This window comes from Salipiger bermudensis, from assembly GCF_017309175.1.
Lineage (GTDB): Bacteria > Pseudomonadota > Alphaproteobacteria > Rhodobacterales > Rhodobacteraceae > Salipiger > Salipiger bermudensis.
The window spans coordinates 77,007-88,893 of the sequence record NZ_JAEKJV010000004.1; the positions used below are offsets into that span (position 1 = coordinate 77,007).

General features: G+C 66.8%; 11 protein-coding genes. 1 reads left to right on the forward strand and 10 read right to left on the reverse strand.

Annotation, left to right across the window (positions count from 1 at the left end; translation table 11 throughout):
* Position 1: 1 nt before the first annotated feature.
* From JF542_RS06915 to JF542_RS06960, 10 genes are all read right to left on the reverse strand, one after another.
* Positions 2 to 1,666, reverse strand: a complete 1,665-nt coding sequence (locus tag JF542_RS06915; protein WP_207075273.1) for an ABC transporter ATP-binding protein — start codon at positions 1,664 to 1,666, stop codon at positions 2 to 4.
* Positions 1,666 to 2,535 carry an ABC transporter permease gene (locus JF542_RS06920; protein ID WP_007801668.1) on the reverse strand — a complete coding sequence of 290 codons (870 nt, stop codon included), beginning with the start codon at positions 2,533 to 2,535 and terminating at the stop codon, positions 1,666 to 1,668. The genes JF542_RS06915 and JF542_RS06920 overlap by 1 nt, the downstream gene beginning before the upstream one ends.
* A complete protein-coding gene (locus tag JF542_RS06925; RefSeq protein ID WP_007801670.1) occupies positions 2,532 to 3,491 on the reverse strand; it encodes an ABC transporter permease in 960 nt (319 codons plus the stop codon). Before JF542_RS06925 ends, JF542_RS06920 begins: the two co-directional genes overlap by 4 nt.
* Positions 3,492 to 3,571: 80 nt before the next feature.
* Positions 3,572 to 5,182, reverse strand: coding sequence for an ABC transporter substrate-binding protein (locus tag JF542_RS06930; protein WP_207075274.1), 1,611 nt, complete (start codon positions 5,180 to 5,182; stop codon positions 3,572 to 3,574).
* A 69-nt stretch (positions 5,183 to 5,251) separates the two neighbouring features.
* On the reverse strand, positions 5,252 to 5,992 hold the full coding sequence (locus JF542_RS06935; RefSeq protein WP_207075275.1) for an HAD-IA family hydrolase: 741 nt from the start codon (positions 5,990 to 5,992) through the stop codon (positions 5,252 to 5,254).
* A 302-nt stretch (positions 5,993 to 6,294) separates the two neighbouring features.
* Positions 6,295 to 7,197 (reverse strand): 2-hydroxyacid dehydrogenase, encoded by a 903-nt coding sequence (locus tag JF542_RS06940; protein ID WP_207075276.1) that lies wholly within the window; start codon positions 7,195 to 7,197, stop codon positions 6,295 to 6,297.
* The gene (locus JF542_RS06945; protein WP_207075277.1) at positions 7,197 to 8,567 is read right to left on the reverse strand and encodes an aspartate aminotransferase family protein; all 1,371 of its coding nucleotides are present in this window, start codon (positions 8,565 to 8,567) and stop codon (positions 7,197 to 7,199) included. Before JF542_RS06945 ends, JF542_RS06940 begins: the two co-directional genes overlap by 1 nt.
* Positions 8,568 to 8,582: 15 nt before the next feature.
* Positions 8,583 to 9,410 carry a GNAT family N-acetyltransferase gene (locus JF542_RS06950; RefSeq protein WP_207075278.1) on the reverse strand — a complete coding sequence of 276 codons (828 nt, stop codon included), beginning with the start codon at positions 9,408 to 9,410 and terminating at the stop codon, positions 8,583 to 8,585.
* Positions 9,411 to 9,542: 132 nt separating this feature from the next.
* Positions 9,543 to 10,640: an acetylornithine deacetylase gene (gene argE / locus JF542_RS06955; protein ID WP_207075279.1), complete on the reverse strand. Its 1,098-nt coding sequence runs from the start codon at positions 10,638 to 10,640 to the stop codon at positions 9,543 to 9,545.
* Positions 10,640 to 11,008 (reverse strand): cupin domain-containing protein, encoded by a 369-nt coding sequence (locus JF542_RS06960; protein WP_207075280.1) that lies wholly within the window; start codon positions 11,006 to 11,008, stop codon positions 10,640 to 10,642. Before JF542_RS06960 ends, argE begins: the two co-directional genes overlap by 1 nt.
* A gap of 206 nt (positions 11,009 to 11,214) precedes the next feature.
* Between JF542_RS06960 and JF542_RS06965 the strand changes: the two genes are divergently transcribed.
* Positions 11,215 to 11,880, forward strand: coding sequence for a haloacid dehalogenase type II (locus JF542_RS06965; protein ID WP_207075281.1), 666 nt, complete (start codon positions 11,215 to 11,217; stop codon positions 11,878 to 11,880).
* The last annotated feature ends 7 nt before the right edge of the window (positions 11,881 to 11,887 follow it).

The window sequence follows — 11,887 nt, forward strand, 5'->3', positions numbered from 1 at the left end:
CTCAGCGGTTGGCGAATTGCGCCACCAGCTCGGGATCCTGCTCGAGCCCGGCAAGCCAGCCGGTGTCGAGCTTCGGCACCGACGAGATCAGCAGCCGCGAATAGGGATGCGTGGCCTCGCTCGACATCGTCGCGGCGGGCAGCGCCTCGACCACCTCGCCCTTGTACATCACCAGCACGTCATCGCAGATCGCCTCGACCGTCGAGAGATCGTGGCTGATGAACATGTAGCTCAGCCCCAGTTCGCTTTGCAGTTCCTTGAGCAGCTCGAGGATCGCCGCGGCCACCACCGTGTCGAGCGCCGACGTGATCTCGTCGCAGAGAATGAGCTCCGGTTTCGCCGCCAGCGCGCGGGCCAGGTTCACCCGCTGCTTCTGGCCACCCGACAGTTCGCCCGGCAGGCGATGCCGGAGGCTGGCCGGCAGGTGGACCATGTCGAGAAGCTCGGTCACCCGGGCCTCGCGTGCCTTGCCGCGCAGGCCTTCGTAGAAGGTCAGCGGCCGGGCGAGGATGGCGCCGATGGAATGCGCCGGGTTGAGCGCGGTATCCGCCAGCTGGAAGACCATCTGCATCCGCCGCAGCTCGGCCTTGGAGCGATCCTTGAGATCGGGCTTCATCTCCGTACCATCGACGATGACGCCACCTCGATAGGCGGGCAGGATGCCGGCCACGGCTCGGGCCAGAGTCGATTTTCCCGAGCCGGACTCGCCGATGACGCCAAGATTGCGCCCGCGCTCGATCTTGAAGCTGACGTCCTTGAGGATCTTTGCCGCCGGCTCACCGTTGCGTATGGCCCCGTAGCCGGCACACAGATCGAAAACCTCGAGCACCGGCTTGGGCTTGGCGGCCTGGGTCGGCTGTTCCTCCGGCTGGTGCGGCACCGGCTCGAAGGCCGCGAGAAGCTGCTTGGTATAGGCGTCGCGGGGCGCATTCAGGATTTGCTCGGCACCGCCGACCTCCTGTATCTCGCCGCCCTTGAGCACGATGATGCGGTCGGCGATCTGCGCCACGACGGCAAGGTCGTGGCTGACATAGACACCCGCGATACCACCTGCGCGCATCACAGACTTGAACGCCCGCAGCACCTCGATCTGGGTGGTCACGTCGAGCGCCGTGGTGGGCTCGTCGAAGATCACCAGCTTGGGATCGCCGATCAGCGCCATAGCCGCCGACAGGCGCTGAAGCTGTCCGCCCGAAACCTGGTGCGGATAGCGCTGGCCGATCGTGTCGGCATCCGGCAGCGCCAGAGCGCGGAACAGCTCCACCGCCTTCTTCTCGGCCTCGGCGCGCGGCATCAGCTCGTGGATCGCGGCGATCTCGATGACCTGATCCATGATCCGCTTCGAGGGGTTGAACGCCGCCGCGGCCGATTGCGGCACGTAGGAGACCTCGGTGCCGCGCAGCGCGGCACGGGCACGGTTCGACATGGCGGTCATATCGCAGTCGCCAATGCGGATCGTGCCGCCCTCGATCTTGCAGCCGGTCCGGGTATGGCCCATCAGCGACAGCGCGATCGTGGTCTTGCCCGAGCCGCTCTCGCCGATCAGCGCGACGATTTCTCCCGGTGCGATCTCGAAATCCACGCCCTTGATGATCTCGACCTTGCGGCCGGAGTCGGTGGTTGCGCCGATGCGCAGCTTCTCGACGGTGACGAGGGGATCGGTCATCATTCGCTCCTGTCGCGGATCTTGGTGGGCAGGTTGTCGATGAACATGTTCACCGAGATGGTCAGCGAGGCGATGGCGACCGACGGGAAGATCACCGCCGGCGCACCGAGGCTCAGCCCTTCGATGTTCTCGCGCACCAAGCCGCCCCAGTCGGCATTGGGCGGCTGCACCCCGAGCCCGAGGAAGGACAGCCCCGACAGCACCAGGACGATGAACACGAAACGCAGGCCGAGATCGGCGAGCACCGGACCGAGGATATTGGGGAAGATCTCCTGCAGGATCAGGTAGCGCGTGCTCTCGCCGCGGGCCCGGGCCACGGTGACGAAATCCATGGTGTTCACGTTGACCGCCAGCGCGCGGGCAAAGCGGTAGGCGCCGGGCATGTAGATCGCCGTCAGGGTCAGGATCAGCACCGGGATCGACGAACCCACGGCGGCCACGACGACCAGCCCGAAAAGCAGAGAGGGGATGCCGTTGAAGGCATCGAGCAGCCGCGACAGCACCATGTCGAACCAGCCGCCGGCGACCGCAGCGATCATGCCGAGGATGACGCCCAGCGTGCAGGCCAGCGTGACGGCGGCGAGCGCGATGCCAACGGTGTAGCGCGCGCCCATCAGGATGCGCGAGAAGATGTCGCGCCCGAGATAATCGGTGCCCATCCAGTAGTCACCGCTGACCGGGCCGAAATAGTCCCAGTCGACGATCTCGCCCGGCGGGTGCGGCGCGAGCCACGGGCCGACGAAGGCCACGAGCCCCCAGAACAGCATGATCGCGAGGCCGATGCGGCCGACCCAGTTGAAACTCCAGCCCGGCCCCTTCGGCTTGGGCGCATCCTTGGCGGCGGTGGTGGTCTGGTACTCTGCCATCATCGACGCAGCCTCGGGTTGGACAGGATTGCAATCAGGTCGGCGAGCGTGATCAGCATCAGGTAGCTGACGCAGAAGATCATCGCGCAGGACTGGATCAGCGGCAGGTCGCGGGTGCTCACCGCGTCGACCATCAGTTTGGCGACGCCGGGATAATTGAAGATCGTCTCGACGATGATCACGCCGCCCACCAGATAGCTCAGCGACAACGCCACCGCGTTGGCGATCGGCCCCAGCGCGTTCGGCAGCGCGTGCACGAGCACCATGCGCTTGCGCGAAGCACCCTTGAGCAGCGCCATCTCGACATAAGGCGTGTTGATCGTCTCGATCACCGCGGCGCGGGTCATCCGGATCATCTGCGCAGAGACCACGAAGGAGAGCGTGATCACAGGCATCGCGTAGGCCTTCAGCATCGTTCCGAGCGAGCTCATGTCTGCGCCGTAGCTCAGCGCCGGCAGCCAGTCGAGCCAGACCGCGAAGATCAGCACCGCCAATGTCGCGACCATGAATTCCGGCACCGAGATCACTGAGATCGTCAGCACCGTGACCACGCGGTCGAACAGCGAGCCGCGCCACATGGCGGCACCGATGCCGAGGCTCAGCGCGATCGGCACCGAGACGAGCGTCGTCACCCCGGCAAGCTGCAGCGAGTTTCTCAGCCGGCCCGAGAGCAGTTCCACGATCTCCATCTTGTTGACGTAGGAGGTGCCGAGATCCCCGCTTGCCAGCCCCGCAAGCCAGCCGATGAAGCGGCTGAGCGCCGGCTCGTCGAGCCCCATCGCGGCGCGCAGGCCTGCGACGGCCTCGGGCGTGGCAGCTTGACCAAGCAGGATTTCGGCAACGTCCCCGGGCAAAAGCTCGGTGGCGAAGAAGACGGCAAAGGAGACGATGATCAACGTGAGCAAGGCAATGCCGAGCCGCTGTATCACAAGGAACCATGGCAGAAGCGATTGGGGCAAGCGAAGCACCTCTTTCGGCCGGTGGGAAGGTCAGGCGAAGGGCCCGCACCTGCAGTGCGGGCCCCGATTGTGCGCGAGGATCAGTCGTTCAGCCAAACGTATTCGGCGAAGGCATAGCCCATCATGCCGCCAAGCGGATTCGGCTTGAGACCGCCGAGCTTGCTGGTGTGGGCGTCCATGTTGGAGATCCAGACCGGGATGCCGGTGCCCGCCTCGTTGGAGACCATCTCCTGCATGTCCCAGTAGATCTCCTTCCGGCGCTCTTCGTTGAGCGCGCCGCGCGCCTCGACCAGCATCGAGTCGAACTTCTCGGACTTGTACTGGCTCTCGTTCCACGGCGCGTCGGAAGAGTAGAGCAGCGAGAACAGGATATCCGGCGTCGGGCGCGGGTTGATGTTGCCGAAGTGGACCGGCGCCTTGAGCCAGTAGTTCGACCAGTAGCCATCGGAGGGCACGCGGTCGACCTTGAGGTTCATGCCGATCTCGCTGCCGGCCTGCTGCACGATGGTCGCCATGTCGACCGATGCGGTGGCCGCATCGGAGGCCACGATCGGAATCTCGACGCCCAGAAGACCGGCCTTCTCGAACAGCGACTTGGCGCGCTCGGGATCGAACTCGCGCGCCGGCAGGTTCGGGTTGTAGTAGCGGTTCGACGGCGACACCGGCTGGTCGTTGGCGATCTCCGCGAGGCCGCGGAAGGCGGATTTCTGGATCGCCTCGCGGTTCATCAGGTACTTCATGCCCTCGACGAAGCCGGCCTTATCACCCGGGTTCAGGTCAAGGCGCATGTTGAGGTTGGTGTAGTTGCCCGCGGTGCTGATCAGCGTCGAGACGCTGTCATTGCTGTCGAGCAGACGGGCCGAGCGCGGATTGACCGAGGCTGCGTACTGGATATCGCCGGACATCAGAGCATTGACGCGGGCGTTGTTGTCGGGGATCGCGAAGAACTCGAACGTGTCGAGATACGGCCCCTCGGCCTTGAAGTAATTCGGGTTCTTCACCCCGACCGAGCGCACGCCCGGCTCGAAGCTCTCGCAGATGAAGGCACCGGTGCCGTTGGCGGTGGAGAAATCCGTGGTGCCTTCGGCGATGATCATGAAGTGGTGCAGCGCGAGGATCGTCGGCAGGTCGGCGTTGGGCGAGTCGAGCACGATCTTCACGGTCAGGTCGTCGACCTTGGAGATCTCGGTCATCTGCTTGGCGATCGAGTTCACCTTCGAGCCGACCGCCTCGTCGAGGTGACGCTGCAGCGAGAACACAACGTCCTCGGCTGCGAGGGTCTTGCCGTCGTGGAAGGTTACGCCGGATTTCAGCTTCACTTCCCAGGTCTGCGCATCGTCCGACGACACGCTCTCGGCCAGCTCCATGTTCACCTGGCCTTCTTCGTCGAGGAAGGTAAGCCGGTTGTAGAAGGCACAGCAGCGCGCGTAATCGGTCGACAGCGAAGCCTTGGCCGGATCGAGCGTGTCGGCGGTCGAGGAAGACCAGCCGGCCGCGCGCAGCGTGCCGCCGGTGACCGGGGTCGCAGCAACCGCGGCCGAGGCGCGCATCAGAAGCGAGCCGCCCGCAGCGGCAGCCACGCCGGAGGACATCAGCATTTTCAGCAGATCCCGGCGCGATGCGCCACGGCGGATCATGTGCTCGACCATTGCGTCATCGCGGCCGGTCCAGTTGGTGGGGGTCTTGGTCATGTCTTTGCTTCCCTGTTGTGATGTGTGGATGGCTGCCGCGGTCTTGTCGCCGCATTCAGCCGGATTGGTTCAGGATGTCTGCGCGTCAAAGGCCGCGTCAGCGGCGCGGGCCAGCTCGATCAGCGCGTGGAAATGGTAGTCGGGCTCGGTGAACTCCTTGGGCTCGATGGTTCCGCCATAGCCCTGCTGCGCGTGCCGACGCTGGATCCAGGCATTGGTCATGCCAAGGGCGCGCGAGATGCCGATATCGTGGTACTGGCTCTGCGCCGTGTGCAGGATGGCGTCCTTGCTGCCACCATCGCGGCCCACATGCTCGAAAACCTGTTCGAAATAGGCCGGGTCGGGCTTCTCGCAGCCGGTGTCGTCGGTGGTGAACCCGGCCCAGAACGGCTGGCCCAGCTTCTCGGCGTATTTCTCGAAGGCCCAGCGGCGGGCATTGGTCATCGCGATGAGCTTGTAGCGCGCCTTGAGCCGCGCCATCGCCTCGACACTGTCGCGAAACGGCTTGGCCTCACCCACGGTGTCGATCATCAGCTGGCGGTATGCCTCGGTGTCGGGTAGCCCGAAGGCCGCGGCGATGCGGGAATAGCAGCGCCCGAGATCATCGGGGAACAGACCCGCGCCGGGCTCGTAGCGGGCATCGCGATAGACCGAGAGCGCCGCCTCGCCGTCGATCTCGAGACCCTCGCGCTCGGCGATCTTGGCCAGCCCCTCCTTGATCGCGCCCTCGAAGTCGATCAGCGTGCCGACCACGTCGAAGGTGACGTAGCCAAAGGCGGTCAGGGGTTTCACGGCGGTGGTCGTTGCCATCTCGGCAGTCCTTTCTGCGATGCGCCGGCGCGGGGAGTGCGCCTTGGTCCTTTTCGGGAGGCCCGGGCTTCGCAGCATCTTCTGCTGTGGCTGCGAAACGGGCAGTTTCTCCCGGTTTTGCGTCGATTTCTCCGGGTTTGCGGTGAAATCCATGGTGCTTCTTGGTCCAGACCCGCGCTCCGGTCTCTGAGAGCTTGTCCCAAATTGGCACTCCGGAATCTCCGAAAGAGGCGGCGGGTGCGGCATATTGTTCTGTATTCCCGCAGGCCGCGGCATTTCCGGGCGCGGCCTGCGAGCGCGTCTCAGTAGCCCCGCCCCTGATCCACAAGGCCGGGAAGCGCCTGCCCGGAGCGATCGGCGCGGATCACTGCCAGCGCGTGTTCGATGCCCTCGCGGGCGTCGGTCTGGCCGGCGACATGCGGCGTGACGATGACGCGCGGATGGCGCCACGACCAGTGATCAGCGGGCAGGGGCTCGGGCGCGGTGACGTCGAGCATCGCCGAAGAAAGCTGGCCGCTGTCGAGCGCGCGGCGCAGCGCGTCGAGCGACAGCTGCGCGCCCCGTCCCGCCTGCACCAACCGTGCGCCCTTTGGCAGCTTGGCGAGGAAGGCGTCGTCCATCAGACCCTGCGTGGCAGGCGTCAGCGGCAGCAGGCAGATCAGCGTCTCGGCCTCGGACAGGAAGCGCTCCATGCCGCCCGCGTCGAACATCCGCACGCCCTCCGGTCCGCGCCCCGAGCGCGACCAGCCGAGCACGTCGAAGCCCATGCCGCCCAGCGTCTCGGCGGCAAGCGAGCCGATGCGGCCCATGCCCATGATGCCGACCTTCGCGCCGCGCGACAGCGGGATCGTCCCGGCCTGCCACAGCCCGTCGCGCGCCTGCGCGAGGTAGCCCGGCATGTCGCGGTGCAACATCAGCGTCGCCATCACGACCCAGTCACGCACCATCTCGTCGACGCTGGCCGCATGGGTGCGCACCAATGACACCCCCTCCGGCATCAGCGGCATCTGGTCGACACCGGCGCCGACGCAGATCACCACCCGCAGGTTGGGGTAAACCGAGAGGTCCTCGGGCGGCACCCAGCAGGCGAGATGCGTGACCTCCTCTGCGGGGGCGGTCTCGTGGTAGAAGACCTCGCCTGCCTCGGCGCAGACCTCCGACCAGACGCTGGCGCGCGCGGCGGGTCCGAGCAGCAGCAGCGCCATCAGCGCAGCACCGCGCGGATCTCGGGATCCTCGAGCGTTTGGTCGAGCACCGTGCGGGTGCGCTCGACAATGGCGTCGATCTCGGCTTCGGTGCAGCACAGAGGCGGCGCGTAGCCGAAGATACCCTGCGGGAAGCTGCGGACGATCAGGCCTTGCTCCCAAGCCCGGTCGAAGAGCCTTGTGGCGGGCTCCACGCTGGCGGGCAGCGGGGTCTTCTTTTCCTTGTCGGTGACCAGCTCGACCGCGGCCAGCATGCCGCGCCCGCGCACGTCGCCCACCAGCGGGTGATCGCGCAGCGTCTCGAGCCCGGCCATCAGGCGCGCACCGGCCTTGCGGCCATTCTCAAGCAGGCCGCCCTCGTAGAGATAGAGCACCTCGAGCGCCACCGCGGCCGAGACCGGATGCGCCGAGTAAGTGAAGCCATGGCCCACCGCCTTGGCGCCGGCACCATCGGCGATGGTCTCGTAGACATGGTCGCGCATGAAGACCGCGCCCATCGGCACGTAGCCCGAGGTCAGGCCCTTGGCGGTGGTCATCAGGTCGGGGACGATGCCCTCGTCCTCGCAGGCAAACAGCGGCCCGGTGCGACCGAAGGCGGTGATCACCTCGTCTGCGACAAACAGGATCTCGAGCTCGGCGCAGACATCGCGCATCGCCTTCATCCAACCCTTCGGCGGCACAAGGATGCCGCCCGAGCCCTGGATCGGCTCGACATAGAAGGCCGCGACCTTATCCTCGCCGATCTCGGCCACCTTGGCGCGCAGCTCGGCCACCGATGCGGCGACGATCTCTTCCGCGGTTTGCGCCGGGTTGCGGTAGGCATAATGCGACGAGATCTTGTGCTGCCACTGATAGGGGATACCAAAGCCTTCGTGAAAGCCGGGCAGCGCGGTGAGACCCGCGCCCATGCTGGTCGAGCCGTGATAGCCCTGCTCGACCGAGATGAACTGGTCGCGCTGCGGCTGGCCCTTGGCGTGCCAGTAGTAGCGGATGAAGCGGCTCGTGCTGTCGACCGCGTCCGACCCGCCGAGGCTGAAATAGATGTGGTTGAGATCGCCCGGGCTGCGCTCGGCAAGCTCGGCGGCAAGTCGGATCGGGGCTTCGGCGCCGAGGTCGAAATAGCCGGTGGCGTAGGGCAGCTTGCGCATCTGGTCGGCGGCGGCCTCGACCACGCTTTCGTGGCCATAGCCCGCGTTGACGCACCACAGGCCCGCGAAACCGTCGAGCAGCTCTCGCCCCTCGGTATCGGTGACGGTCGCGCCCTTGGCCGAGCGCAGCACGCGCACGCCGCGCGCCTCATGGCCGCGGAAGGAAGAGACCGGATGAACGAGGTGCTGGCGGTCCAGCTCGACGAGGGAGTTTGTCAGCATGATGTGCTCCGTGGATCAGCCAAGGGCCTGCGAGGCCAGGGCGTAGGTTGCATATTCTGTGGTCGCGGCAGGGGCCGCGCCCTTGACCATGGCCGTGCCGCCACCGACATGGGCAAGGCCAAGGCGTGTGGCGTGCTCGGCAAGGGCCGGATCGGTGAGATCGACGCGCAGGAAGCCGCCCGCCGCGCGCGTGGCCCCGGCAGACATCAGCGCCCGCGCGGTGGCCGCATCGCGGGCTACGATCGGCCCGAGCACCTGACCGCGCCCGAAATCGCGCAGCAGCGCAAAGCCGCCCTTGGCGCGCAGCACCGTGCCGCGCTCGGCGATGTGCGTCAGCAGCCCCGCGCGATCACTGCCACCGGCGGCGAGGTCCATCGCGGCGATGCCCTGCGCATCGCCCTCGACGACCGGCAGCTCGGGGGTGTCGGACAGGGCGATGCCCTGATGCTGCAGGATCTTTCCGGTGACTTCGAAGCCCAACTTCTGGTAGAGCGGCAGCCCGTCCGTGGTGGCAGTGAGGCGCAGCTCGCGGGTGCCGGCTAGGTCAAGAACCGCCTGCATCAGCTTGCGGCCAAGCCCGTGCCCGCGCATCCGCGCATCGACGATGATCATGTTGACCGACGCCACCTCGCCAAAGATCGAACACAGCGCCGTACCGACGATCTCACCGTCGCGCAGCGCCACGACACCCTGCGACACCGACAGCGTCAGCGCCCAGTCCTCGGCGCGGTGAGGCCAGCCCGCCTCCTGCGACAGGCGCAACGCGCCCGGAATATGCTCGGGGGTGAAGGCCCTCAGGGCCAGATCGGACGCGGGCGTCGTGGTGGGAGAAGCTGCGGTCATGTGCATCTCTGAACTTGGGTCGTTTCTTGTTCTGAGCTTAGGGCCGCGCGGGCGGCAGGTTCCGCCTGATCCTTCGCCCGTGCGGCAGGTTCGCGCTGCGGCGGCGCCGGGCCGCCGCAGGATATGCCGCGCTCAGATCAGACGGCGGCCAAGCGCCAGAACCATCTCGACGGCGCCCGAAAGCTCGGCCTCGGTGAGGTATTCCTCGGGCTTGTGGGCGCGCCCGATGTCGCCGGGGCCGCAGATCACCGAAGCCACTCCGGCCTTCTGGAACAGCCCCGCCTCGGTGCCATAGGACACCGCCTGAAGCGGTGCGTGCCCCGAGATTGCGGCGCTCAGCGCCGCCAGCGGATGGTCGGCATCAAGCCCCAGCGCCGGGTAGCTCGCCAGCCACTCCGCCGCGACGCCCGGGATTTCGAGCAGCGGCGACAGGATCTCCTGCGGGTCAACCCCGGCGATGGCGCGCGCCTCGATCCGGACTTCGGCCTGCTCGGGGATGATATTGAGCGCCTGTCCGCCAGAGACAGTGCCCACCTGCAGCGAAGAATAGGGCGGCTCGAACCGCAGATCCCGCGGCCCGTCCTTGAGTGCCTCTGCCAGCGCCACCGCCTCGGCCAGCGCCGGGATCAGCGCATGGATCGCGTTGCTGCCGAGATCCGGGCGCGAGGAATGCCCCGCCACGCCCGCAGCACTCAGCCGCAACGCCGCCTTGCCCTTGTGCGCCAGCACCGGGACCAGCCCGGACGGCTCGCCCACGATGCAGCCCAGAGGCGCGGCGCAGAGGTCGGGGAGCGCCTCGAGCAGGTGCGGCACGCCGCGGCACCCCGCCTCTTCATCATAGGACAGCGCGATATGTATCGGCGCCCCGAGCGGCATCTGCGACAGTTCCGGCACGGCCGCGAGCGCCGCGGCGAGGAAACCCTTCATGTCGCAGGCCCCGCGCCCGATCAGCCGCTCGCCGCTCTGGCGCAGAACGAACGGATCGCCAAGCCAGTCGGGCTCGCCCGCGGGCACCACATCGACATGGCCCGACAGGATGTAGCCGGGACGCGACGGATCGCCGAGCGTCGCGAAGAGGTTCTCGCGATCCCCCTCGGGCCCCATCAGCCGCGTCACCCTCGCGCCATGCGCGCCGAGATAGTCCGCCACCCAGTCGATCAGCGCACCGTTCGGGCCGCCCACCACCGTGGAGAAGCCGACCAGCCGCTCCAGAATCTCCGCCGCCTGCATCAGGAGGCGATCACGAAGATCTTCTTCACCGTCTCGAGCGTGTTCCAGCTGCCGGTGAAGCCGGGCTTCATCACGAAGCTGTCGCCCGCGCCGAAGACATGGGTTTCGCCGCCGTCCTCGCTGATCTCGCAGCGCCCCGAGAGGATATGGCAGAACTCGAAGGTCTCGCCCTTGATCGAGATGGTCTTGCCGGCGGTCGCTTCCCAGATCCCGGTGCGGATCTTGCCCCACTTGGCGGCCTCGGCCAGAGCGGTGTCCAGCTCCCATGTCTTGAAGGAGGGCGCGCCCTCGAGCAGACGCTCCGGGGCGGCGGTCGCCTCCTTCGGTGCAAAATCGGGGCTGGGGTCGAGCGGAACGAGCAGGCTCATCGGGGTCTCCGGGTTGGGAATGTCGGTCACGGGACAGGATGCCCCCTGCCCCGCCGCGGCAGTCACCGAATGCCGGGCCCAAGCGGCAGACCGTGCCGCGCCTTCTGCGACAAACGAAATTTCATGCGCTGAAAGCGGGAAACGCGGCAGGCGCTGTGGCCGGGGTCGGGCCAAGATGACCGCATCAAGGACCCCCGGAGACTGACATGACCTTCCGCCCCAAATTCATCACCTTCGACTGCCACGGCACGATGATCTATTTCGACATGGCCGGTGCCGCGCGCGATTTCTACGGCGAGCAGCTCGGCGCCGAGAAGATCGAGGTCTTCATCCGCGACTTCTCGGCCTACCGTCTCGACGAGGTTCTGGGGGCGTGGAAGCCCTATGCCGAGGTGGTGCACAACGCGCTCGAGCGCACCTGCAAGCGCAACGGCGTCGCCTTCGATCCCGAGATCGCCGCCAAGATCTATGACCGCGTGCCGACCTGGGGCCCCAACCCCGACGTGCCCGCGGGCCTTGCCAAGATCGCGCCGCACATTCCGCTGGTGGCGCTCACCAACTCGATGAACAGCCAGATCCCGCACAACATCGAGAAGCTCGGCGCGCCGATCGCGCATGTGTTCACCGCCGAGAGCGCGCAGGCCTACAAGCCGCAGATGCGCCCCTTCGAGTACATGTTCGACATGCTCGGCTGCGGCCCGGAGGACGTGCTGCACGTCTCGTCGTCGTTCCGCTATGACCTGATGACCGCGCATGATATCGGCATCAAGAATAAGGTCTGGGTCAACCGCGGCCACGAGCCGGCCAACCCGTTCTACGGCTATACCGAGATCAAGGACATCTCCGGCCTGCCCGGCGTCGTCGGTCTTTGAGAGGAGC

Coding starts and splice junctions, on each gene's coding strand:
- JF542_RS06920 (WP_007801668.1), bottom strand. CDS start 2,535: ATGATGGCAGAGTACCAGACCACCACCGCCGCCAAGGATGCGCCCAAG.
- JF542_RS06965 (WP_207075281.1), top strand. CDS start 11,215: ATGACCTTCCGCCCCAAATTCATCACCTTCGACTGCCACGGCACGATG.
- JF542_RS06945 (WP_207075277.1), bottom strand. CDS start 8,567: ATGCTGACAAACTCCCTCGTCGAGCTGGACCGCCAGCACCTCGTTCAT.
- argE (WP_207075279.1), bottom strand. CDS start 10,640: ATGCAGGCGGCGGAGATTCTGGAGCGGCTGGTCGGCTTCTCCACGGTG.
- JF542_RS06930 (WP_207075274.1), bottom strand. CDS start 5,182: ATGACCAAGACCCCCACCAACTGGACCGGCCGCGATGACGCAATGGTC.
- JF542_RS06935 (WP_207075275.1), bottom strand. CDS start 5,992: ATGGCAACGACCACCGCCGTGAAACCCCTGACCGCCTTTGGCTACGTC.
- JF542_RS06915 (WP_207075273.1), bottom strand. CDS start 1,666: ATGACCGATCCCCTCGTCACCGTCGAGAAGCTGCGCATCGGCGCAACC.
- JF542_RS06950 (WP_207075278.1), bottom strand. CDS start 9,410: ATGACCGCAGCTTCTCCCACCACGACGCCCGCGTCCGATCTGGCCCTG.
- JF542_RS06940 (WP_207075276.1), bottom strand. CDS start 7,197: ATGGCGCTGCTGCTGCTCGGACCCGCCGCGCGCGCCAGCGTCTGGTCG.
- JF542_RS06960 (WP_207075280.1), bottom strand. CDS start 11,008: ATGAGCCTGCTCGTTCCGCTCGACCCCAGCCCCGATTTTGCACCGAAG.